Source organism: Paenibacillus pasadenensis DSM 19293, from assembly GCF_000422485.1.
GTDB lineage: Bacteria > Bacillota > Bacilli > Paenibacillales > Paenibacillaceae > Paenibacillus_O > Paenibacillus_O pasadenensis.
This window is the reverse complement of record NZ_AULW01000001.1, coordinates 180,963-202,374: the sequence shown is the minus strand read 5'-3', so window position 1 is coordinate 202,374 and position 21,412 is coordinate 180,963. Positions and strand designations below refer to the sequence as shown.

The window sequence follows — 21,412 nt, the reverse complement described above, 5'->3', positions numbered from 1 at the left end:
TGATGCCGGTCGCCGCCCGCCCGTCTCCGAATTCGGAGGCGGGCTTTTCTATCTGCCTAAGGCCGCTCTGTGATAGACTGGATACGATCCAGATCCAAGGAGGAACAAGCATGCTGCGTATCGGAATCATCGGCTCCAATTTCATCACGGAAACGTTCATCGACGCGGCTCGGCATGTCGACGGGCTGCAGCTCGCGGCCCATTATTCGCGGAGCGCCGAGCGGGGGGCGGAATTTGCGGACAAGCACGGCATCCCGTGCCGGTTCACGGATCTCGAGGAGATGGCGGCGAGCCGCGAGCTCGACGCCGTCTACATCGCCAGCCCGAACTCGCTGCATGCGGAGCAGGCGGTCTTGTTCATGAAGCGCGGCAAGCATGTGCTGTGCGAGAAGCCGATCGCCTCCAACAGCCGCGAGCTGCGGGAGATGATCGCCGCCTCCAGGGAGCATGGAGTGCTGCTGCTCGAGGCGATGAAGTCGACGTTCCTGCCGAACTTCGCCGCGATCCGGGACAACCTCGGCCGTCTTGGCGAGGTGCGGCAGTATTTCGCTTCGTTCTGCCAGTATTCCTCGCGCTATGACCGCTACAAGGCGGGCGAGGTGCTGAACGCCTTCAAGCCGGAGCTGTCCAACGGCTCGCTGATGGATATCGGCGTCTACTGCCTGTATCCGCTCGTAGCGCTGTTCGGCAAGCCGCAGACGGTGCAGGCGAGCGCCGTCATGCTGGATACCGGCGTCGACGGCCGCGGCAGCCTGCTGCTCGGCTATCCGGGGATGGAGGCGCTGATCGCGCACTCCAAGATCAGCGATTCGTCGCTGCCGGCCGAGATTCAGGGGGAGCAGGGCGTCATGCGCATTGAGCGGATCAGCCAGCCGGCGTCCGTTCGGCTGCAGCTCCGCGGCGGGCCGGAAGAGGACTTGAGCCGGCCGCAGGCAGCCAATACGATGCAGTACGAGATCGAGGCTTTCGTACGGCTGATCGCCGAAGGCCGGACCGAGTCGGACATCAACACGTTCGAGCTGTCGCTCGCCGTGATGGAGGTCATGGACGAGGCGCGCCGCCAGATCGGGCTTGTGTTCCCGGCGGACCGGGCGTAAGGGCAGGGGCGGCGCGAATCAAGGGTACAAGAGATGAGGGAAGAGGCTGCTTCCAGGCCGGCTGCGCGCCGGTTGGGGACGGCTTCTTTTTGTGTGCGGGATAAGGGGACTGGCGTTCGGGGGCGGACAAGCCGCTGTGCGGGCTGACTGGGACGAACAGGCCGCTGCGCGAGCCGAGCCAAGCCAAGCCTGTGGGACGAATAGGCCGCTGTGTGAGCCGAGCCAAGCCTGTGGGACGAACAGGTCGCTGCGCGAGCCGAGCCTCTCTCCGATTCCACTGGAAGCCGGATGGCTTGATCCCCTGACCTCCTATTCGGAGGCCATCCGTCTTCCAAGAGGACCGCTGCCGCTTCTCCGAAAGGCATCGTCTCGCTTCGCTCCCTTCGTCCGCCGCCCGCTTCCCCTTTTTTTAGGGGGGAGGGCCGTCTCCCGCAAACCTGGGAGACGGCAGCCTCGACTGTGCCCAGCGCTCGCCAAGCTAGCTCGGCTTTGCTCCATCTCCGCGTCCGCCCAACCCGCGTCGACTTCTAAGCAGGCTATGATCTGCCAAGCTGCCGACCCTACTGCCTCGTCAGCCAGCCATTGGCGAAGCTAGCTGGTGAACGGAGGAGCGTGATCGAGGCATGAAGTCGAAAAAATCATGTTACCTGGAGGACAGTTGGAGAAACGACGGAGATGCGCGGAAAAACCGAGTAGCTCGGGTGCGAAGACGAGTAGACGGGGGGAGATACGCGGAAAAACCGAGCAACTGGGGTGTGGAGACGAGGAGACGTGTGCGGGCTGCTGAGCTCGGGCGGCGTCGGTCGGGGGGCGCGAGCGGGGGGGCGCGAGCGGAGAATGCAAACGGTGGCATTCGAGCGGGACGCGGACGGCGTGGGGGAGTGCGGGCTGCGGAGGCGAGGATGCAGGCAGCGGGAGCGCGGGATGTGCAAGGCGGGACGCGAGCGGTGCGGGCGGCCGGGAGGCGCGGGCGGAGCTAACGAAACTGAGGAACGTTATTTGTCCGAAATAGGCGCAAATAAAATTGTAACGATACTGAGAAGTGCTATTGAAGGCTTCAACACCGATTTTTCGGAGTTGAAGGCCCCATAGCGCTCGTCAGTTTCGTTAAAAGTTCAGAAAGGCGGTTTTCGGCGAAATAGCGTCTCTCCGTATTGTTAGCCCTCCAAGGATGCGGACAACACAAATGGAAGCGGCTGTAAGATGCCTCCGTTCTCGAGGAGCTTGCCGGACCGGCGCTTGTGCCGGAAAAGGGAAATCGTGGCTTTGGGCTCCACGAAGATCGAGAAGAGTCTCCGTCACTCGGACGTTCAAGTCCGGAGCTTTAGCCCGGGAAGCCGCATCTGAAACGGGACTTTTGTCGCGTTTTTTGGTTTTTTTTCGAAAAAGGCAATTTCCGGTGTAACCTTTAAGCATTTCCATCCGTCTACAGGAAAAATGAGAAAGATGAGAAAATGGAGGGTCGAGATTCACCATGATCTGGAAAAAGAAGAAAAAAGATTCTCCTGCTCAGGCGCCGCCGGATGAACTGTCGCCGGAACCGACCGCCGAAGGCGAGCTTGTCGAGGCGGTCGGACTGGCCGATCCCGCCGGGCTCCAGGGCGGCACGCATCCGGCCGATCCCGCCGGGCTCCAGGGCGGCACGCATTCGGGCGCTGCCGCCGGCCGCATCGAAGCCGCGGCAGCGGAAACGGACGTCCTGTCCGGCGAGCCGCTGCTTCAGGTCAGCGGCGTCCAGCGCAGCTTTCCGGCCTCGGGCGGTCCCATCCATGTGCTCAAGGGCATCACGATGGAGGTGCCGCATCGCCGCCTCGTCATGCTCAAGGGCCGCTCGGGCTCCGGCAAGACGACGCTGCTCAATCTGATCGGGGGACTCGATACGCCGTCCAGCGGCGAGATCTGGTTCGACGGTGAGCCGATCCACAAGCTCGGCGACGACAAGCGCACGGTTATCCGGCGCGAGCGGATGGGCTTCATCTTCCAAGCGTTCGCGCTCATGCCGCTGCTGTCCGCGTACGAGAACGTCGAGCTGTCGCTGCGCATGGCCGGAACGCCCCGCTCCGAGTGGAAGGGCCGCGTGGAGCATTGCCTCGCGATGGTCGGCCTCGAGCGCCGCATGAAGCACCGCCCGTTCGAGATGTCCGGCGGCGAGCAGCAGCGGGTCGCCATCGCCAAGGCGATCGCCCATCGGCCGCGCCTGCTGCTGGCCGACGAGCCGACCGCGGAGCTCGACACGCAGATGTCGGCGCAGATCATGTCCGTATTCCGCACAATGATTCAATCCGAGGGCGTCACGATCTGCATGACGACTCACGATCCTACGATTTTGGAGGTTGCCGATCATGTTTACGAAATGGTGGACGGGACGTTCATCTAAGCGTGCCGCCGCTCTGCTGCTGGGCTGCTCGTTGGCGCTCTCCGCCGGCTGCTCGCTGCTGCCGGCCGAGCCGGAGGAAGAGGTGCTGCCGACCATCGCTCCGCCGCAGATTTCCAAGAAGCCGGAGTACGAGGTCACGACGCAGACGCTGGAGACGCGCGTCGAGGCCGCCGGCAAGCTGATCTCGCTGCGCGAGGAGACGCTCTATTACACGCTGGATGGAAAACGGCTCAAGGACTTGTACATAAAACCCGGACAAAAAGTGAAGAAAGGCGATCCGATCGCGTCGCTCGACGTCGAGGACATGCAGAAGCAGCTGCGCGACCAGCGCCTGCAGTTCCGCAAGGACGAAGTCGCGATGAAGGAGACGCTGCGAAAGAAGGACGAAATGCCGCCGGTCGACTTCGAGGCGGCCGTCATCGCCTTCGAGGAGAAGCGCCAGGCGATCGGCGACCTGGAGGAGGAGATCGGCAAGGCGACGCTCGTCGCGCCGTTCGCCGGCACGGTCGTGCAGCTGCCGGTGCAGAAGGGAGACGCGATCAAGGCCTACGATCCGATCTGCGTCATCGCCGATACGGGCCAGCTCGTGCCCGGCATCAAGCTCGACGCCGACGAGCTGGAGCAGGTGACGGTCGGCATGAAGGCTGTCGTCGACATCAACGGCGTCGGCGAGGTCAGCGGCAAGATCACCGCTTTGCCGGTGGCGCAGCCTGACGACAACGGCGGCAACGGAAACGGAGGCAATGGAGGCAACGGAGGCGCGTCCACGCCGGAGCGTCCGGAGGACTTCCTGCTCATCCAGCTCGACAAGGTGCCGGCGAACGTGGCGCGCGGCACGATGCTCTCCGTCAGCATCGTCGTCAAAAGCAAGCCGAACGCCATCGTCATCCCGCCGTCCACGCTGCGCAGCATCGGCTCCCGCACCTACGTGCAGGTCGTCGAGGGCGAGACGAAGCGGGAGGTGGACGTGGAGGTCGGCGAGCAGACGGCGACTGCGGTCGAGATTCTGAAGGGCCTCGAGCCCGGGATGAAAGTGGTGGGCAGGTAACGTGCTGCTGATCCGATTCCTGTTCCGCAAGATGTGGAACACCAGATGGCTGACGCTCAGCTCGCTCGCCGGCCTCGTGCTGGCGGTCGCGTTCGCGGTCAGCATCCCGATGTACGCGGACGGCTCGCTGAAGCGCGTCGTCACGCAATCGCTGCAGGAGGAGAGCGAGGGGCTGCCGGCCGGCTCCCTGCTCATGCGCTACAATGCAAGCCCGGGCCCGACCGATCTGGCCGCGCTCGGCAGCGTCGACGGCTACATCCGCGACGACGTCCCGGCTCAGATCGGCTTCCCGATCGAGACGGCGACGCGCAGCTACTCGATCCGCAGCGCCGACATCACGCCGGAGGACCCGACCAAGGTCAGCGCCAGCGTCAGCCGCAAGTTCTCGCTGCAGGCGCTGACGGGGCTCGAGGGCAAGGCCGAGCTGACGCAGGGGCGCTGGTTCGTGCCCGGCAAGGGCGGCGGGGATACGATCGAGGCGGTCGTGCTGGAGGAGGCGCTGTACCGCGCCGACATGCACGTAGGCGACGTGTTCCTTTACCCGGCCTACGGAGGCGGCTCGAACCAGACGCTGCGCGTCCAGATCGTCGGCACGTTCAAGCCGAAGCAGGATACGGATCCGTTCTGGTACCAGGGCCTCGAAGGGATGATGAACACCTTCCTCACGAGCGAGCCCGCCATGACGGACGGCATCCTGAAAGACCGCAAGCTGCCGCTCCACAGCGGCACCTGGTACTACGCGTTCGACCTGCGCGAGATTCGCACCGGCGAGCTCGCTCCGCTGAGCCGCACGCTGGAGAGGCTGAACATCGAGCTGTACCAAAAGCTGCCGGATACGCGCGTCGAGATCAGCTTCGCGTCGATCCTGCAGCAGTTCCGGACGACGAGCCTGCAGCTGCAGACGCTGCTGTTCACGCTCGCCGCGCCGATGATCGCGATGGTGTTCTATTTCATCGCGATGAACGCCCGCCAGGCGCTCGACAAGCAGCGCAGCGACATCGCCGTGCTGCGCAGCCGCGGCGCCGGCACCCGGCAGATCATCGGGCTCTATCTGCTGGAGAGCCTGCTGCTCGGCGGCGCGGCGTTCGTGCTCGGCCCGCTGCTCGGCTGGTTCATGGCCAAGAGCATCGGCTCGGCCAACGGCTTCCTTGAATTCGTCGACCGCAAGTCGATTCCGGTCGGCTTCACGACCGATGCGATCATCGCCGGCAGCGCGGCCGTGCTGCTGGCCGTGCTGGCGACGGTCATCCCGGCCGTCGTCTACGCGCGGGCGTCGATCGTCGGCTACAAGCAGAAGCTGGCGCGCTCGGACCGCGCGCCGTTCTGGCAGCGCTGGTTCCTCGACGTGCTGCTGCTCGGCGCGAGCGGCTACGGCTGGTACCTGCTGAGCGAGCGCCAGATGCTGACGTTCCAGACCGGAATGACGACGGATCAGCTGAACGTGCAGCCGTTCCTGTTCTTCGTGCCGGCGCTGGCGATCTTCTCGCTCGGCCTGTTCTTCCTGCGGCTGTTCCCGTGGCTGCTGCGGCTGTTCAACTGGCTCGGCCGCAAGCTGCTGCCGGTGCCGCTCTACTTGACGCTGACGCAGCTGTCGCGCTCGTCCCAAGGCTATTATCCGCTCATGATCCTGCTCATCCTGACGCTCGGGCTCGGCGTCTACAACGCCTCGGCCGCGCGCACGATCGACCTCAACTCGACCGAGCGCACGCTCTACCAATACGGCACCGACGTCGTCATGCAGACCGTATGGTCCAGCACGCCGGAGCTGCAGCCCGGCCAGGGCGGCAACGGAGGCGGAGGCAACGGCGGCAACGGCGGCAATGGCGGAGGCGGCAATGGAGGAAACGGCGGCAACGGCGGAAACGGCAATGGCGGCGGCAACGGCGGCGGCGGAGGCGGCAATCCGGGCGGAGGCGGCCAGCAGCCGGTCAAGGTCCGGTATTCGGAGCCGCCGTTCGAGGTGTTCCGATCGCTGGACGGCGTCGAGGCGGCGGCCCGCGTGCTGCAGGCCAAAGGCAACCTCGTCGTCTCCGGCCGCTCGATCGGCCAGGGCACGCTGATGGGCATCGACAATGTCGACTTCGCCAAGGTGGGCTGGTTCCGGGACGATTTGTATCCGGTCCATCCGAACCATTATCTCAACAACCTCGGCATCTATGCCGAAGGCGCCGGAGCGATCGTCCCGTCCGGCCTCGCCGAGAAGTATCAGCTCAAGCTCGGCGATACGATCTCGATGGGGCTTTCCGACGGCATGATCGACTTCGCGGTCGTCGGCATCCTGCCGTACTGGCCGTCGCAGTATCCGGACGAATCGCCGTTCCTGATCGCCAACCTGGACTACATCTACGATCAGGTGCCGCTCCTTCCGTACGAGGTCTGGCTCAAGATGAAGCCGGACGCCAAGGTCGCCCCGCTCATGACCGAGCTTCAGCAGCACGGCATCGAGCTGGCGAGCGTCAAGGACGTGCGCTCGGCGCTGATCGCCCAGAGCAAGCTGCCGACGCGCGGCGGCGTGTTCGGCATCCTGAGCCTCGGCTTCCTCGTCTCCGTCATCGTCACGCTGACCGGCTACATCCTGTACTGGTTCTTCAACCTGTCGGGACGGGTCGTGCAGTTCGGCGTGCTGCGGGCGATGGGGCTGTCCAAGCGCCAGCTGACCGGGATGCTGCTGCTCGAGCAGCTGTTCACCGCCGGCCTCAGCATCGGGCTCGGCGTCGCGATCGGCAAAATCGCGAGCCTGCTGTTCCTGCCGTTCCTGCAGACGGCGGACAACGCATCGGGCAACGTGCCTCCTTTCCGCGTCGTGTTCAACAGTCAGGATACGATGCAGCTGTACGTCGTCGTCGCCTTCATGATGCTCGTCGGCGCGCTGCTGCTGATGCTCCATATCCGCAGGCTGCGGGTGCATCAGGCGGTCAAGATGGGAGAGGAGCGATGATGGGTCATGATTGATTGCGAAGGGCTGGTCAAGATCTACAAGACCGACGATCTCGAGGTCGTCGCCCTGCAGGGGCTCAACCTCAGCGTCAAGGACGGCGAGCTGATGGCGATCATCGGCAACAGCGGCAGCGGCAAGTCGACGCTGCTCAACATCCTCGGCGGCCTCGACCGGCCGTCGGCCGGAACGGTGCGCGTCGGCCCGTGGGATCTGCTCAAGATCACCGACGAGCAGCTCGTCAAGTACAAGCGGGAGACGGTCGGCTTCATCTGGCAAAACAACGCCCGCAACCTGCTGCCGTACCTGTCGGCGATCGAAAACGTCGAGATGCCGATGATGCTGCGCGGCAAGGTGGACCGCGCCTATTCTCGGCAGCTGCTGGAGTGGGTCGGTCTGAAGGAGCGGATGCACAACAAGCTGCATCAGCTGTCCGGCGGGGAGCAGCAGCGGGTCGCGATCGCGATCTCGCTGTCCAACCGGCCGCAGATGCTGCTCGCCGACGAGCCGACCGGCTCCGTCGACAGCCGCACGAGCGACCTTATCATGGACATTTTCCGCACGCTCAACCGCGAGCTCGGCCTGACGATCGTCATCGTCACCCATGACCTGTCGCTCGCGGGCAAGGTCGACCGGGTCGTCGCCATCCGCGACGGCCTCACGAGCACCGAGTTCCTGCGGCGCAACACGCATCTCGACGAAGCGACCGGCTTCGGACAGGGCGGCCTGCAGGACGTGCACGAGGCTTTCGCCGTCGTGGACCGGGCCGGGCGGCTGCAAGTGCCCAAGGAGTACCTGACCGCGCTCGGCATTACAGGCAAGGCGTCGATGGAGTTCGACGGGGAGCGCATCATCATTACGAAACCGAAGCTAATTGAGGGGGAACAGGCATGAAGGAGCTTGGAGAAAACGCCGTGGTAAAAAAGAAGGGGACGCGCCTGCGCGCGGCCGGCTTGGCCGCGATGGCGGCGGCACTGGCCGCGGGAACGCTTGTAGGCTGCAGCGGCTCCTCGTCGGAGCAGGCGGAGCAGAGCGTGCTGCGCATCGGCATGCTGTACGGCTCGCCGGACAATGACTCGTGGTTCCGCCAGCAGTACACCGATACGTTCGAGTTCACGCATCCGAACGTCAGCTTGGAAATCGTCTATGCGAACAATTACAACGACATGCGCTACACGAACGGCGACCAGCAGAAGGAGCAGCCGGATCCGTACGAGAAGATGCAGGAGCTGCTGACCGGACAAAATCCGGTCGACGTCGTGATGGTCGACTATTACCAGCTCCAGCGGATGGTGCAGGACGGCCTGCTGCAGCAGCTCGACCCGCTCATCGCCAAGGATAAGTTCGATATCAGCGACTACGTGCCGACGGTCATCGACGGCATCAAGGCGGCCGGAGACTCCAAGATCTACGTGCTGACGCCGACCTTCTCCGGCTCCGCCCTGTTCTACAACAAGAAGATTTTCTCGGACGCCGGCGTGCAGCCGCCGACCGACAAGATGACATGGAACCAGGTGTTCGACCTCGCCCGCAAGGTGAAGGGCGGCACGGGGGAGAAGCAGGTGTTCGGCCTGACGATGAACCGCTGGAGCGGCGGCGATCCGTTCAGCGACCTTCAGACGTATATCGCTCCGCTGCAGCTTAAGATGTTTGACGATAAGGGCGAGAAAATGCTCGTCGACAGCGGACCGGCCTGGTCCAACGCCTGGGATACGATCCTCAAGCTGTACAAGGAGGACGTCCTGCCGACGCAGGAGAAGATCCAGAAAATCAACGAAGCGCAGCAGAAGCAGCGGGAAAAGGACCAGAACTCGTTCATGTACCAGAACGACCTGTTCAACTCCGGCAACGTCGCGATGACGATCGCCGACTACAACTACATCATGGAGCTCAAGAACATCAAGGATGCGGCCGCGACGAACAAAAACATGAAGCCGATCGACTGGGACGTCGTGACGGTGCCGGTGTTCGAGGAGCACCCGGATGTCGGCGGCAACTCCTACCTCGGCCAGCCGATGGGCATCAACGCCAAGGCGCAGAATCCGGACGGCGCTTGGGAATTCATCAAGTTCCTCAACAGCCGCGAATGGGCGAAGCTGAAATCGCGCAGCACCTATGAAATTCCGGCGCGCGCGGAGTTCATCAAGCCGATCGACGGCATGCAGTACAACATCAAGGCGTTCTACTCGCTGAAGCCGGTGCCGCCGACGAGCAGCGCGATGGAAGAGCTCGCGCGCAAGAAGCCGGGCATCTACGAGGTGCAATCGATTGGACAGCAGTCGTTCCAGCAGGCGCTCAGCGGCAAGATGACGGCCGAGGAAGCGGTCAAGGACTGGGCGACGAAGGGCAACGCTTTGCTGGCGAAGCTGAAGACGAACCCGACGAACAGTCCGGAAGGCAAGGAAGGCGGAAGCACGGACGGAGGAGCGGTGGAGGTTCTGCCGGCCGGCTGACGGAAGGCATTCGAATCCGCCGGCTCTCGGGGCGGCGTCCCGAGCCGAGCCGGCGATTGTCGGACTGCCGGCCGGATCGTTCCGGCAGGCGTCAAAAAGGGACGAAGCGCGCATCGCTGCGCTTCGTCCCTTTTTGTCCTGCGGGATGCGTTGCGTCCTAGAAAAGGATCAGATTGAGGCCGCCAAGCGCGGCAAGCCCGAGGATCAGCGCTTGGAACAGCTTTTGCGGAATGAGCGGCAGCAGCTTGATGCCGACCCAGGCGCCGGCGGCGACCGCCGGAATCATCCACGCGTTCAGGACGAGCGTATCGGCCGTGATCAGCCCGAGCGAGGCGGTGAACGGCACTTTAGCGACGTTGACGATGAAGAAGAACATGGCGTTCGTGCCGACGAAGCGCATTTTGTCCATGCCCTTGGCGAGCAGGTAGATCGACATGATGCTGCCGGCGGCGTTGCCGATCATCGTCGTGAAGCCCGCCAGCACGCCGAGGCTGTTGTTGAACGCCGGAGCGGAGCTCAGCGAGACGGACGCGGCGCTTTCGATGCGGTTCTTGAACAGATGCAGCAGCAGCAAGGCGAGCACGAGGCTGCCGAGCAGAATCGAGAGCGGCCGGTCATGGATGCGCCCGAGCACGAGGAAGCCGCCGATCAAGCCGGCGAACACCCACGGCAGCAGCGTCGCCAGATGCCGCCAGACGACCTCCTTGCGGTAATAGAGGATCGCGATGATGTCGCCGATGATAAGCACCGGCGTGATCAGGCCGACGGATTCCCGTGCCGGATAGACGCTCGCCATGACGGCGGCGACGAACAAGCCGAGCGTCGGCATGCCGGTTTTGGAAAAGCCGATGAGGATGGAGCAGAGGACGAGGACGGACAGCTGCAACGATGTCGGTTCCATGGTAGCCTCCTCTGCGTCAGCCAGGCGAATGCCTGGCCATGTCATGCGCGGTTTCCTTCATCTTAACGGACGGAAGGCGCGTCCGGCAATCCTGCCGTTTTCGCGCGTGCATCCGGAATGAAGCGCGTACATCAGGGGAACGATGACGATAAAGAGGCTCGGACGACAGGCAGGAGCCGCCCGACGACGAAAGGATGCGAGCGACGCGATGACAGCGATGACAAGATGGATTTATTGGGGACGCCTGTACGACAGCAAGTTCCAGGCGGGCTGCCTCGTCAAGCGGATGGAGAACGATTGGTGGATTTACGGCTACGAATGCCCGAAGGAAATCGAAGTGTTTCAATCGAAACGGGGAAAGTACGGCGTCCGCTACATGCCCTGAGCCTGCTCGGGGCCGCTCTCCAAAATCTCGTTGCAGCCGGAAATTGAACGCGATAGAATAGCGGTAGCATGAAGCCGAATGACGCGTTCAAACGTCAGCTTGGCAGAGAGCGAAGGGAGGGGCGCGCATGAAGGAAAGCCAGTCCGGCTTGACGATTCGGAGCTTCGACCAGCCCATGGAGACGGTCTCGCTGACGAGCAGCGGCTTGGAGCTGAAGCTGATCGCATCCGGCGACGGCACCGAGATCATTCACCACCGGCTGAAGGCCGGAAGCCGCTGGGCGTTGTATCCCGCCGACGGATGGGAAGCGCTGGAGTTCGTCTACGTGCTGACGGGCTCGTTGATCTGGCATTCTCCGTCGGGCGACCATGTGCTGAGGAGCGGGGACTCCGTCTCCGGAGAGCCGGTTCGGGACGAGACGATTTTCATCGCCGAGACGGATTGCGAGTTTTTGTATGTCGCTTCGCAGCCCGTGTTCCACCACTATAGCGAAAATGCCAAGGAGCTCATGAGGCTGGCTGTCGACATCGAGCAGAAAGACGGCTACACCGCCGACCATTGCTACACGATCATGAGGATGGCGATGATGATCGGGGAGAGCATGGGCCTCACCTCCGCCCAGCTGATGGAGCTGAATTACGGCTCGTTCTTTCATGACATCGGCAAGACGAGGGTGCCGGCCAGCATCTTAGGCAAGCCCGGCAAGCTGACGAGCGAGGAATACGAAATCATGAAGACCCATGCGGCGCTAGGGCGCAGCATCCTGAACGAAACCGGGATGACCCATCTGAAGGCGGCCGGGCTCATCGTGGAGCAGCATCACGAGCGATTCGACGGCAGCGGCTATCCGTATGGCTTGAAGGGCGGCAGCATCCACATCGGCTCGGCGATCGTCGCCGTCGTCGATTCCTACGATGCGATCACGGCCCAGCGCGTCTACAAGGCAGCCGTGCCCAAGGAGCAGGCATGGGAAGAGATGGAGCGCTCCCGCGGAAAATATCATCCCGATGTCATGGACGCCTTTTTCAAGCTGGCGCATCAGCTATAAAAAAACCTGCCTGGCCCCGAGCTCTCGAGAGAGCCCGCAGCCAGGCAGGTTTTACGTTTTTGGCCTGTTGATCAGCGCCAGGGGCGGATCGACGGCCAGCAGGGAGAAGCCGTTCAGCTTGACCATGGCGTAGGAATGATCGATGGAAAGGCCGGTGAGGCCGGTTACCGTCCCATGCACGTCTTCTTGCAGATTGAAGGTCGCTTCGCCCAGTGCGCCCGAAGGCTTGATGACGCTTGGCAGCAGGTTGATGCCGACGGTAATGTCCTGTTCAGGCTTGTAGGCGGCAAAGGCGCTTCCAGCGAGCAGCGTTTGGACCGCGATTGCAGCGGCAACGAGCAGCGTTGCTTTTTTCTTCATTCTACCCCTCCTATCAGGTGATGGATATAAACAAGGTCATAGGTCCTATAAACCGATAAAAATCGGTATATATGGGCCTTTTGACGCATGATTTATAGGGTGATCTTACCAATTCCTGCTAGAGTCGTCAATTGCGATTTGCGAGAGTTTGCATCGAATCAAAGCCCGCCGGCCGGCAGGTTGACTTTGCCAGAGCGGCTGTAGTATATTTATGTTTGTGTTCCCAAGCGGAACCGTGATTTTTGACGCGGGGTGGAGCAGCCCGGTAGCTCGTCGGGCTCATAACCCGAAGGCCGCAGGTTCAAATCCTGCCCCCGCAACTTATTCGCCCTTATGCGAGTCAACCTATCCCTCAAAAGGGCCCTTAGCTCAGTTGGTTAGAGCGGTCGGCTCATAACCGATTGGTCGCAGGTTCGAGTCCTGCAGGGCCCACCAATCAGAACGAACGGACCGCCTCGCGATGCGAGGCGGTTTTTTATTTCCCGGCGGTCCGGACAATCCGTTGACGCGCGCTGGCGAAGTATGGTAAGCTGTCTTTCGTCATGTCGCTCATACGGCGCATCTCGTCTTGCCGGAGTGGTGGAATGGCAGACACAACAGACTTAAAATCTGTCGGGGGCAACCCCGTACCGGTTCGAGTCCGGTCTTCGGCATCATACGCAAAAAAGCAGCCCTCGGGCTGCTTTTTTGCGTGGATCATGCTTTCGCGCGGCCGATCAAGGAAGCTCGTCCGAATCCGGCGTGGCAGGAGCGGCCGGACTTGCGGCGGCGGGAACGACCTTGGCCTGCACCTGCTGGGCCGGATTGCTCGGCGCGCCGTGGGGCATCGCCAGAGCGAGCAGCGACAGCAGCAGAGCGGAGGACCAGACGGCGCCGACCAGGCGGCTCGTCGCAGACAGCTTGCTCCATCTGGCCGGCAGCATGACGAACGGAGCCATCATCCAGCCGACGGCTGTAGCCAAGCGCATGGCAATCACGCTCCCTCCCGTGGATACGAACTATATCGGCAGGTTTTTTCATTCCATTAAACGGATCAGCGTGAAAAATAACGCCGGATTGCCCGGCTTGGCTGAATCCAGTACACTGGAGACAGAAAAAAAGAAGCCCCTGGAGGCCTCTTACTTCGCTGCCGGCTCGGCAGCCTTCAGCTCTTCCAGGTCGACCTGGCTGCTGATTTCCTCGATGAACTTGTCCATGCAGTTGCAGTAGTAGTCTCGGCGGCATACCGGACAAGGCGTCGTCTGGAGACGATTGATCTTGGTGCCTTCCGGGCCGTAGAACAGGCGGCATTCTCCGCCGTCCTTGAGCTTTACGACGACCTGGTACAGCTGGGTGGAGTCGTTGCGCTCCGCGAGCTTGACGTTCGTTACGAGCGGACGGTAACTCATGGCCATCACCTGCGACTTTCTTCGATATGGGCTAATCAATTTTACTTTCTACGGAGGGCGATGTCAAATGACCGTGACGTTCCGCAACGACTGGGAGCCGTTTATCCGGGAGGAGATGCAGCAGCCGTATTACCGCGAGCTGCGAGGCCGGCTGGCGGAGGAATACCGCAGCGGTCCGGTCTATCCCGACATGCATGATATTTTCAACGCGCTGCATCTGACCTCGCTCGCAGACACGAAGGTCGTCATCCTCGGCCAGGACCCGTATCACGGCCCCGGCCAGGCGCATGGCCTCAGCTTCTCCGTACAGCCGGGCGTGCGCATCCCGCCGTCGCTGCAAAACATCTACAAGGAGCTTCAGGACGACATCGGCTGTCCGTTGCCCGAGAGCGGCGACCTGCGCGGCTGGGCGCGCCAGGGCGTGCTGCTGCTCAACAACGTGCTCACCGTGCGGCGGGGACAAGCCGCTTCGCATCAGGGGCTCGGCTGGGAGCGGTTCACGGACCGCATCGTGCGGCTGATCGGCGAAAGGGAGCGTCCGGCGGTGTTCCTGCTCTGGGGCAAGCATGCGCAGAACAAGGCCGCTTTTCTGGACGGGAGCCGGCATCTGCTGCTGTCTACGCCGCATCCGAGTCCGTTCTCGGCCCATCGCGGCTTCCTGGGCAGCCGGCCCTTCTCCAAGGCGAACGCTTTTTTGGAAAAGCACGGCATGGAGCCGATCGATTGGTGCCGGACGGCCGAGCCGGCCGCTCGCGACGAAGCCGCCGCCGGGCACGAGCGCGGCGCCCGATGAGCGGCCCGGCGAAACGGCCGGCCCGCTGGCTCAATCCTGCGGCAGGCTATCTCGAAGGCTATACGCATACGCTCAATCCGTACACGGGCTGCAGCTTCGGCTGCAGCTACTGCTATGTCCGCCGGATGCCGGTCGGACTGTTCCGGGCCGAGCCGTGGGGCAGCTGGGTCGACGTCAAGAAGCTCGATGCGGCCTCGTTCCGGCGCGAATGGAGCCGCGAATCAGACAAAGGACCGATCCGGCTCTTTTTCGGCTCGGCGACCGATCCGTACCAGCCCGCGGAGGCGCAGGCGCGCACGACCGCTTCGCTGCTCGAGCTCATGCTGGAGCGCCCGCCGGAGTTCATCCTGCTGCAGACGCGCAGCGCCTTGATCCTGCGGGACAAGGAGCTGCTGGCCCGCTTCGGCGGCAGGCTGCGCGCGAGCGTGACGATCGAGACGGACGACGAGGCGATGCGCCGCCGGTTCACGCCGCAGGCGCCGCCGCTCGCCGCCCGCTGGCGCGCGCTGAAGGAGCTGCGCGAGGCGGGCATTCCCGTGCAGGCGGCCGTCTCGCCGCTGCTGCCCCATACGGAGCGGTTCGCAAGCCGTCTCGTCCGCGAGGCGCCGCGCATCGTCGTCGACGACTTCCACCGCGGAGACGGCAGCGGCGGCCGGCGCTCCGGCCAGCTCGGCATGAGGGAGCAGTACCGTTCCCTCGGCCTCGAGGCCGACTATGCGCCGGCCGCCGCGGACCGGTTCTATGAGTCGCTGCTGGCAAGCCCGGACGTCAGCGTGCATTTTTCCCGGGCAGGATTCCTCCCTTGAGCGGCTCGCCGCTGCTGGCCGCCGCTTCGTCGAGCACGGCCGTATAAGCTTCGTCGACATACGTGTCGGCGCTCACCTCGGTGATGACCTGCGGGTACATCTGGCCCGGCTTCGGCCGTACGACGGCGACGCTCACGATCGCCTGTCCGCCGTCGAAGCGGATCGAGGCGATCCGGATGCCGTAGCCGGGATTCGGTGCTTGAGCGGATACGGTCACTTTGACGACGCCGTCCGCCAGCTTCGCCGTCGTCAGCTCGACGCCTGCAAGCGGCGAGACGGGAGAGGGAGATTCGCTTTCCGGTTTTATGCCTTTCACGAGCTTCCTTCCTCCTTCGACCCAGGCTGCCGCGTCGCTGCGCGAGACGGCCTTTTTGGGCTGGAAATTTCCCGACGGATCGAGCAGCGGCAGACCCGCGCCGATCAGCTCGAGCACGCTGTCCCGATAGGCGCTTCCGACCGCGGAATCGTCCTCGGGCGCCTCGCCTTTTGCTCCGCTCCACCCGCCGTCAGCCGCCTTCATCGCCTGCAGCAGCAGCGCCGCGAACGTCTCGCGGGACATCGGCGCGCCCGGCTTCACGTCCTTCGGCAGCCCGACGCCGAGCGCCGCGCCGATCAGAAACGACTCCGAATACCATGCGCTGTCGCTCATGCCCGGATAGTACTGGCTCGCCTGCGGAGCCTGAATGAACCGGATCCGGTCCAGATTGAGTCCGAACGCCTTCACGAGCAGAGCTATTCCTTCCGCATTCGTCAGCGCCTCCGCCGGCCGGAACTTGCCGTCTCCGCCGCTCAGCAGCCCGGCCTGTTCCAAGCTGCGGATGGCGGCCGCGTTCGGATCCGCTTCCACATCGGCAAAAGCGCCGGCATGGAGCGGCGCGGCCGCCAGCAGCAGCGCCGCTGCCAGACCGCCGGCCAGCAGCCGGCTTTTCTTTCTATTCCTCGTCATCTTCCCTCGCTCCCTTCTCGATTCCGCTATCTGTAGGTTGGCCCAAAACTCGGCCCGGCAAGCAAAGACCATTCTGCCGTTACAGACGCAGTCCAGGAGCGAATGGTTGCGGCTCAGGGACGGATCGTGACTCTGGTCCCGAGCGGCACGAGCGCCGAAAGCTCGAGCACGTCCTCGTTGTGCATGCGGATGCAGCCATGAGAGACTGCGCGCCCGATGGAGGCGGGATCGTTCGTGCCATGAATGCCGTAGTGAGGCTTCGACAGCCCCATCCATAGCGCTCCGAACGGCCCGCCCGGATTCAGCTGCTTGTTGATGATCGTGTACTCTCCGGTCGGAGTCCGGGTCAGCATCTTGCCGACAGCAATCGGAAACTGCCTCACGACAATATCTCCGTCCAGCAGATAGAGCGCGCGATCGGACAGATCGACGATGATGCGGTATTTAGGCATGCGGACCTTCTCCCTTCCCGGTAGCATATGCGACCGAAGCCCCCTTTCGCCTGGGTCTTTCCTTTACATAATCGTTAAAAATTCCAAATATAGCCTAAACAATTATGCCTTAGGATCAGCTTGTACGGGACAATAGTCGCAAAGAAGGGTGAAGAGCCAACCATGAACAGAGGATCTAAAGCAATTGCAGCGGCGCTGGTCGCCGCGATCGGAGCCGGTGCGGCAACAGCGGTGTCCGCGGCCGAAGCGAAGCAAGCCACGATCAGCGTCAATGGAAACGAAGTGATCGTACGCTCGATCGTCCAGGGGGGCAGCCAGCTGCTGTCCGCCGCTGATCTCGCCCATGCTCTCGGCGCCGAGCTGGAGGTTCTTCCCGGCGGAGCCGGCGTGCGCGTCACGCTCGGAGACCGCACGCTGCTGCTGCAAGCCGGCTCCAAGCAGATCCAGACGGACGAAGGTCCGGTCGCTCTGTCCAGCGCCGTCACGAGCTGGAAGCAGGTCAACTACATCGAGCCTGGCGCCTATGCGGCCGCTCTCGGAGCGACGTGGAAGGGCGGAGCGGACGGCTGGTCGATCGAGACGCTCGACCTGCTCGATGCGGTCGACTCGGTCCAATGGGCAGGCAGCGGACTGATCGCATCCGTCACGACGGAGGACGGCCGCCTCGACTACATCGTCGACCCGGCGACCGGAGCGCGGACACAGCTGCTCACCTCGAACGGCGCTTCCGAGCTGGTCGTCTCGCCGGACGGCGCCTCGGCGGCGTTCGCGGATGCTGACGGCGTCGTGCGGATCGTCGATCTGGCGGCGCGGACGATGCGCAAGCTCGGCACGGACACGAGCATCAAGAGCAATCTGCAATGGGCGCCGGACGGCAAGAGCCTGTTCTTCCTGCAAGGCGACAAAACCTCTGTCATCGCGGCGATTTCCCTCGAAGACGGCAAAGTGTCCAAGGTGCTGGACGACAAGGTCGAGTACAAGGGCGACCTGTCCGTGAACGGAGCGGGCCTGACGTATTCGGTCGTGAAGACCGGCAAGGTGACCGCCGATGCGAACAAGGACGTCAGCCTCGACGATGTCGCGATCGACTTGGCCGGCACGAGCCCGCAGCTGTTCGATCTGGCGCTTGGCGCCGCTGACGCCAAGCCGGCCGCTCTGACCAAGGGCGACGAGGACAAGCTGTTCATCCAGCGCTCCGCATCCGGCACTGTTTATTATGTGAAGGCCGGCGACGAGAAGACGATCTCCACGCTCGTCTCGCAAAAAGGCGAGCAAGCGAAAACCGCCTTCGACAAAGAGGACGTGCTGGAAGCCGTCCAGGCGGGCAGCTTCATCGGCATCCTGACCGAAACGTCGGTCTACGTGCTGGACGAGTCCACCGAAGCGGTGACGAAGCTGGCTGCCGCTCCGGAAGGCGCCTACGGCCTGACGCTGTCCAAGGACGGCAAGCGCGCCGCGCTGATCGCGGACGGACGGCTGCAGTCGCTCGGCGCGGACGGACGCTGGACAACTCTCAGCAAGTAAGCGGCAAGCACGGCCTGACGGCCAATTTTTACGGGTCCAATCGAAAGGGGAAACTTCCACATGAAATGGTTCGGCAAAATGACTACGATCACGCTGGCGGCGACGCTGCTGCTCGGCTCCTACTCCGGCTCCGCCACGGCGGCCGCCTCCAAACTGAGCGGCAAAATCGTCATCAACGGCTCCTCCGCGCTGCTGCCGCTGTCGCTGCAAGCTGCGAGCGAATTCAAGAAGCTGCATCCGAAGGTGCGCATCTCCGCCTCCGCCGCGGGCTCCGTGACCGGTCCTCAATCGGTCCGCAAAGGCATCGCCGACATCGGCGCTTGCGACTGGGACGCCTCCACGGACGTTCCGGGCTTCAAGAAGTTCGACGGCCAGGTCGCCAATAAAGTGGCGGTCATCCCGTTCGCGGCGATCGTCAACAAAAGCACGGGCGTGACCGAGCTGTCGACGAAAGAGCTGCAGGACATCTTCTCCGGCAAGGTGACAAACTGGAAGGAAGTAGGCGGCAAGGATGCCGACATCGTCGTCGTCAACCGCGCCTTCGGCTCCGGCACGCGCGTCAACTTCCAGCTGAAGGCGCTCAAGGGCACCGACTTCATCTCCAAAGGCGACAACTATAAAGAAGTCAAATCGAGCGGCGACATGAAAACGGCCGTCGAGACGACGCCGAACGCGATCGGCTACATCGACCTCGTCTACGTGACGGACAAGATGAACGCCGTCAAAATCGACAACGTCGCTCCGACGACGGACAACGTCATCAACGGCAAGTACAAGGTGTGGAGCTACGGCTACTACATGACGAAGGGCCAGCCGACCGGCGCGACGAAAGCGTTCATCGAGTACATCCAGAGCGCCAAGTTCCAAAACGGCTCGCTGAAGAAGCTGAAGTTCATCCCGATTACGGCAATGAAAGGCGAGTAATAATCTCGCCTTCCATTCCGGTGTCATTCCCGCTTAACCCGCTCCCCGGAAACCGCGCCCAGGGCGTGTTTGCAAGGCTCCTAAGCCGGTTTGCAAACACGTCCCGGGAGGCCGGCTTCCGGGGATGCTTTTCATCTCTCGGAGAGGATCGTCCGCCCATGAGCAAAACCATTCCAACCCTATCCGCCCCGCAGCGCCCTTCGCGCAGCTCCAGCGTCCGCAGGCTGCGCCTGAGGCTGGAGCATCGCTCGTTCCGGCTGCTGTGCGCGTCATCGGCCGTGCTCGTCTGCGGCGTGCTGCTGGCGATGCTGTTCTTCATGTTCCGCACCGGCGTGCTGACGTTCCGCGACGTCCCGGTCAGCGAGTTTTTCCTGTCTACGGCCTGGGAGCCGGAAAACGAGAAGTACGGCGCGCTCGTCTTCATTCTCGGCACGTTCGCGGTGACGGGCCTGACGCTGCTCATCGCCGTGCCGATCTCGCTGCTGGCGGCGCTGTTCCTGGCCGAGCTCGCTCCGCAGCGGCTCAGCCGAGTCGTGCGTCCGATCCTTGACCTGCTCGTCGGCATCCCGTCCGTCGTGTACGGCTATATGGGCCTGACGCTGCTCATTCCGGCGCTGCGCGCGGTCACCGGCTCGAATCTGGGCGACGGCGTGCTGGCGGCATCGCTCGTGCTGGCGGTCATGGTGCTGCCGACGATTACGCGCATCAGCGACGACGCGCTGCGCGCCGTGCCGCGCAAGTATGTCCAGGGCTCGTTCGCGCTCGGTGCGACGCGCTTTCAGACCGTCACGGGCGTCATCCTGCCGGCCGCCGGCCGCGGCATCGTGCAGGCGGTCATCCTCGGCATGGCGCGCGCGATCGGCGAGACGATGGCCGTCGTCATGGTCATCGGCAATACGCCGCAGCTGGCGGACAGCCTGCTCAAGCCGACGTCGGTGCTGACGAGCAATATCGTCATGCAGCTGCCGAACGTGCCTTTCGACTCGACCTGGAACAACGCGCTGTACATGATGGGCTTCCTGCTGCTCGCGATCTCGCTGCTGATGATCGGCGTCGTCCGGATGCTGCAGAAGAAAGGGGAGAATGCGGCATGAGTCAAGCTGCGAATCAAGCGCGGCGCACCGCGCTCCGCCGCAGCCGTCGCGCCGACAAGGCGTTCACCGCCGTCGTCTGGTCCGTCGGCCTCGGCTGCGTGCTGTTCACGCTCGCGCTGCTCGGCACGATTTTGGCGGAGGGGCTTCCGGGATTGTCGTGGAGCTTCGTGCTCGGCTTGCCAAGCGAGATCGAGGAAGGAGGCGGCATCGGACCGGCGCTGTTCAACTCGCTGTATATTCTCGTGCTCTCGCTGCTCATCTCGATTCCGCTCGGCCTTGCTTCCGGCATCTATCTGGCGGAGTTTGCTCCCGACAACCGCGCGATCGGCCTCATCCGCATCTGCGTCGAGGGACTGGCGTCCGTGCCGTCGCTTATTTTCGGCCTGTTCGGCATCGCGCTGTTCGTGGAGGGCATGGGCATCGGTCTGACAATCATCGGCGGGGCCGTGACGCTCGCGCTGCTCAATCTGCCGCTGCTGACGCGGGTGACGGAGGAGGCGATGCGCTCGGTGCCGCCGGAGTACAAGCAAGGCTCGCTGGCGCTTGGCGCGACGCATACGCAGACGATCTTCAAGGTGTGCTTGCCGGCCGCCTTGTCCAGCATCATGACCGGCATCAGCCTGACGGCGGGACGCGCGTTCGGAGAGAGCGCCGTCATCGTGCTCGTATCGGGCGTCTCCACCTCAGGGCTCATGTGGGACTTCGATCCGATGTCGCCGGGAGCGACGCTGGCCGTGCATCTCTGGTACGTGCAATCCGAGGCGATCGTGCCGGACGCCGCTGACATCGCTTCGCATGCGGCTGCCGTGCTGCTGATCGTCGTCCTGCTGCTCAATCTGCTGCTGCGCATCCCGATCTGGTGGAACGCGCGGCGCGCCTAG

General features: G+C 63.3%; 20 protein-coding genes and 3 tRNA genes. 17 read left to right on the top strand and 6 right to left on the bottom strand.

The window, feature by feature from the left end; all coding sequences use genetic code 11:
- Positions 1 to 110 precede the first annotated feature (110 nt).
- From H582_RS0100910 to H582_RS0100885, 6 genes are all read left to right on the top strand, one after another.
- Positions 111 to 1,097, top strand: coding sequence for a Gfo/Idh/MocA family protein (locus H582_RS0100910; protein WP_028596971.1), 987 nt, complete (start codon positions 111 to 113; stop codon positions 1,095 to 1,097).
- A gap of 1,474 nt (positions 1,098 to 2,571) precedes the next feature.
- The gene (locus tag H582_RS0100905; RefSeq protein WP_084136447.1) at positions 2,572 to 3,474 is read left to right on the top strand and encodes an ABC transporter ATP-binding protein; all 903 of its coding nucleotides are present in this window, start codon (positions 2,572 to 2,574) and stop codon (positions 3,472 to 3,474) included.
- Positions 3,440 to 4,522, top strand: a complete 1,083-nt coding sequence (locus tag H582_RS0100900) for an efflux RND transporter periplasmic adaptor subunit (protein ID WP_028596969.1) — start codon at positions 3,440 to 3,442, stop codon at positions 4,520 to 4,522. The genes H582_RS0100905 and H582_RS0100900 overlap by 35 nt, the downstream gene beginning before the upstream one ends.
- Before the next feature lie 31 nt (positions 4,523 to 4,553).
- On the top strand, positions 4,554 to 7,460 hold the full coding sequence (locus H582_RS0100895) for an ABC transporter permease (protein WP_052332891.1): 2,907 nt from the start codon (positions 4,554 to 4,556) through the stop codon (positions 7,458 to 7,460).
- A gap of 6 nt (positions 7,461 to 7,466) precedes the next feature.
- Positions 7,467 to 8,351, top strand: a complete 885-nt coding sequence (locus tag H582_RS0100890) for an ABC transporter ATP-binding protein (protein ID WP_028596967.1) — start codon at positions 7,467 to 7,469, stop codon at positions 8,349 to 8,351.
- Positions 8,348 to 9,910: an ABC transporter substrate-binding protein gene (locus H582_RS0100885; protein WP_084136445.1), complete on the top strand. Its 1,563-nt coding sequence runs from the start codon at positions 8,348 to 8,350 to the stop codon at positions 9,908 to 9,910. The genes H582_RS0100890 and H582_RS0100885 overlap by 4 nt, the downstream gene beginning before the upstream one ends.
- Positions 9,911 to 10,067: 157 nt before the next feature.
- On the opposite strand, the gene H582_RS0100880 is transcribed toward H582_RS0100885, so the two are convergent.
- A complete protein-coding gene (locus H582_RS0100880; RefSeq protein WP_028596965.1) occupies positions 10,068 to 10,811 on the bottom strand; it encodes a sulfite exporter TauE/SafE family protein in 744 nt (247 codons plus the stop codon).
- Between the two features lie 208 nt (positions 10,812 to 11,019).
- Here H582_RS0100880 and H582_RS31540 point away from each other — a divergent pair, with 208 nt between their 5' ends.
- Together H582_RS31540 and H582_RS0100870 are read left to right on the top strand one after the other, a co-directional pair.
- Entirely contained in the window at positions 11,020 to 11,196 is a 177-nt protein-coding gene (locus tag H582_RS31540) for a hypothetical protein (protein WP_153783803.1), read from the top strand.
- A gap of 127 nt (positions 11,197 to 11,323) precedes the next feature.
- Positions 11,324 to 12,244, top strand: coding sequence for an HD domain-containing phosphohydrolase (locus tag H582_RS0100870; RefSeq protein ID WP_043110732.1), 921 nt, complete (start codon positions 11,324 to 11,326; stop codon positions 12,242 to 12,244).
- 51 nt (positions 12,245 to 12,295) lie between these two features.
- Here the strand turns inward: H582_RS0100870 and H582_RS0100865 are convergent, their stop codons facing one another.
- Complete coding sequence (locus H582_RS0100865; protein WP_028596963.1) at positions 12,296 to 12,604, bottom strand: hypothetical protein; 309 nt, start codon at positions 12,602 to 12,604, stop codon at positions 12,296 to 12,298.
- Between the two features lie 246 nt (positions 12,605 to 12,850).
- Between H582_RS0100865 and H582_RS0100860 the strand changes: the two genes are divergently transcribed.
- The 3 genes from H582_RS0100860 to H582_RS0100850 all read left to right on the top strand — a co-directional run bounded on the left by H582_RS0100860 (position 12,851) and on the right by H582_RS0100850 (position 13,257).
- A tRNA-Met gene (locus H582_RS0100860) sits at positions 12,851 to 12,924 on the top strand.
- 38 nt (positions 12,925 to 12,962) lie between these two features.
- Positions 12,963 to 13,039 (top strand) — tRNA-Ile (locus H582_RS0100855).
- Positions 13,040 to 13,174: 135 nt separating this feature from the next.
- Positions 13,175 to 13,257: transfer RNA gene (locus tag H582_RS0100850), tRNA-Leu, on the top strand.
- A 63-nt stretch (positions 13,258 to 13,320) separates the two neighbouring features.
- On the opposite strand, the gene H582_RS0100845 is transcribed toward H582_RS0100850, so the two are convergent.
- Positions 13,321 to 13,572 carry a hypothetical protein gene (locus H582_RS0100845; protein WP_028596962.1) on the bottom strand — a complete coding sequence of 84 codons (252 nt, stop codon included), beginning with the start codon at positions 13,570 to 13,572 and terminating at the stop codon, positions 13,321 to 13,323.
- A 150-nt stretch (positions 13,573 to 13,722) separates the two neighbouring features.
- On the bottom strand, positions 13,723 to 13,998 hold the full coding sequence (locus H582_RS25415; protein ID WP_323744204.1) for a hypothetical protein: 276 nt from the start codon (positions 13,996 to 13,998) through the stop codon (positions 13,723 to 13,725).
- A 61-nt stretch (positions 13,999 to 14,059) separates the two neighbouring features.
- Here H582_RS25415 and H582_RS0100835 point away from each other — a divergent pair, with 61 nt between their 5' ends.
- Positions 14,060 to 14,785: a uracil-DNA glycosylase gene (locus tag H582_RS0100835; RefSeq protein ID WP_028596961.1), complete on the top strand. Its 726-nt coding sequence runs from the start codon at positions 14,060 to 14,062 to the stop codon at positions 14,783 to 14,785.
- The gene (locus tag H582_RS0100830; protein WP_028596960.1) at positions 14,782 to 15,591 is read left to right on the top strand and encodes an SPL family radical SAM protein; all 810 of its coding nucleotides are present in this window, start codon (positions 14,782 to 14,784) and stop codon (positions 15,589 to 15,591) included. Before H582_RS0100835 ends, H582_RS0100830 begins: the two co-directional genes overlap by 4 nt.
- Here the strand turns inward: H582_RS0100830 and H582_RS25410 are convergent.
- Together H582_RS25410 and H582_RS0100820 are read right to left on the bottom strand one after the other, a co-directional pair.
- Positions 15,554 to 16,537, bottom strand: a complete 984-nt coding sequence (locus H582_RS25410) for an S-layer homology domain-containing protein (protein ID WP_052332848.1) — start codon at positions 16,535 to 16,537, stop codon at positions 15,554 to 15,556. The two genes, H582_RS0100830 and H582_RS25410, sit on opposite strands and share 38 nt — an antisense overlap.
- A gap of 113 nt (positions 16,538 to 16,650) precedes the next feature.
- The gene (locus H582_RS0100820) at positions 16,651 to 16,989 is read right to left on the bottom strand and encodes a L,D-transpeptidase (protein WP_028596959.1); all 339 of its coding nucleotides are present in this window, start codon (positions 16,987 to 16,989) and stop codon (positions 16,651 to 16,653) included.
- Positions 16,990 to 17,151: 162 nt separating this feature from the next.
- Between H582_RS0100820 and H582_RS0100815 the strand changes: the two genes are divergently transcribed.
- From H582_RS0100815 to pstA, 4 genes are all read left to right on the top strand, one after another.
- Positions 17,152 to 18,513 (top strand): stalk domain-containing protein, encoded by a 1,362-nt coding sequence (locus tag H582_RS0100815; protein ID WP_028596958.1) that lies wholly within the window; start codon positions 17,152 to 17,154, stop codon positions 18,511 to 18,513.
- A gap of 60 nt (positions 18,514 to 18,573) precedes the next feature.
- Complete coding sequence (locus H582_RS0100810) at positions 18,574 to 19,437, top strand: phosphate ABC transporter substrate-binding protein (protein ID WP_028596957.1); 864 nt, start codon at positions 18,574 to 18,576, stop codon at positions 19,435 to 19,437.
- Between the two features lie 158 nt (positions 19,438 to 19,595).
- Positions 19,596 to 20,531 carry a phosphate ABC transporter permease subunit PstC gene (gene pstC / locus H582_RS25405; protein ID WP_052332847.1) on the top strand — a complete coding sequence of 312 codons (936 nt, stop codon included), beginning with the start codon at positions 19,596 to 19,598 and terminating at the stop codon, positions 20,529 to 20,531.
- Positions 20,528 to 21,412 (top strand): phosphate ABC transporter permease PstA, encoded by an 885-nt coding sequence (pstA, locus tag H582_RS0100800; RefSeq protein ID WP_028596956.1) that lies wholly within the window; start codon positions 20,528 to 20,530, stop codon positions 21,410 to 21,412. The genes pstC and pstA overlap by 4 nt, the downstream gene beginning before the upstream one ends.

Coding starts and splice junctions, on each gene's coding strand:
- H582_RS0100910 (WP_028596971.1), top strand. CDS start 111: ATGCTGCGTATCGGAATCATCGGCTCCAATTTCATCACGGAAACGTTC.
- H582_RS0100905 (WP_084136447.1), top strand. CDS start 2,572: ATGATCTGGAAAAAGAAGAAAAAAGATTCTCCTGCTCAGGCGCCGCCG.
- H582_RS0100900 (WP_028596969.1), top strand. CDS start 3,440: ATGTTTACGAAATGGTGGACGGGACGTTCATCTAAGCGTGCCGCCGCT.
- H582_RS0100895 (WP_052332891.1), top strand. CDS start 4,554: ATGTGGAACACCAGATGGCTGACGCTCAGCTCGCTCGCCGGCCTCGTG.
- H582_RS0100890 (WP_028596967.1), top strand. CDS start 7,467: ATGATTGATTGCGAAGGGCTGGTCAAGATCTACAAGACCGACGATCTC.
- H582_RS0100885 (WP_084136445.1), top strand. CDS start 8,348: ATGAAGGAGCTTGGAGAAAACGCCGTGGTAAAAAAGAAGGGGACGCGC.
- H582_RS0100880 (WP_028596965.1), bottom strand. CDS start 10,811: ATGGAACCGACATCGTTGCAGCTGTCCGTCCTCGTCCTCTGCTCCATC.
- H582_RS31540 (WP_153783803.1), top strand. CDS start 11,020: ATGACAGCGATGACAAGATGGATTTATTGGGGACGCCTGTACGACAGC.
- H582_RS0100870 (WP_043110732.1), top strand. CDS start 11,324: ATGAAGGAAAGCCAGTCCGGCTTGACGATTCGGAGCTTCGACCAGCCC.
- H582_RS0100865 (WP_028596963.1), bottom strand. CDS start 12,604: ATGAAGAAAAAAGCAACGCTGCTCGTTGCCGCTGCAATCGCGGTCCAA.
- H582_RS0100845 (WP_028596962.1), bottom strand. CDS start 13,572: ATGCGCTTGGCTACAGCCGTCGGCTGGATGATGGCTCCGTTCGTCATG.
- H582_RS25415 (WP_323744204.1), bottom strand. CDS start 13,998: ATGGCCATGAGTTACCGTCCGCTCGTAACGAACGTCAAGCTCGCGGAG.
- H582_RS0100835 (WP_028596961.1), top strand. CDS start 14,060: ATGACCGTGACGTTCCGCAACGACTGGGAGCCGTTTATCCGGGAGGAG.
- H582_RS0100830 (WP_028596960.1), top strand. CDS start 14,782: ATGAGCGGCCCGGCGAAACGGCCGGCCCGCTGGCTCAATCCTGCGGCA.
- H582_RS25410 (WP_052332848.1), bottom strand. CDS start 16,537: ATGACGAGGAATAGAAAGAAAAGCCGGCTGCTGGCCGGCGGTCTGGCA.
- H582_RS0100820 (WP_028596959.1), bottom strand. CDS start 16,989: ATGCCTAAATACCGCATCATCGTCGATCTGTCCGATCGCGCGCTCTAT.
- H582_RS0100815 (WP_028596958.1), top strand. CDS start 17,152: ATGAACAGAGGATCTAAAGCAATTGCAGCGGCGCTGGTCGCCGCGATC.
- H582_RS0100810 (WP_028596957.1), top strand. CDS start 18,574: ATGAAATGGTTCGGCAAAATGACTACGATCACGCTGGCGGCGACGCTG.
- pstC (WP_052332847.1), top strand. CDS start 19,596: ATGAGCAAAACCATTCCAACCCTATCCGCCCCGCAGCGCCCTTCGCGC.
- pstA (WP_028596956.1), top strand. CDS start 20,528: ATGAGTCAAGCTGCGAATCAAGCGCGGCGCACCGCGCTCCGCCGCAGC.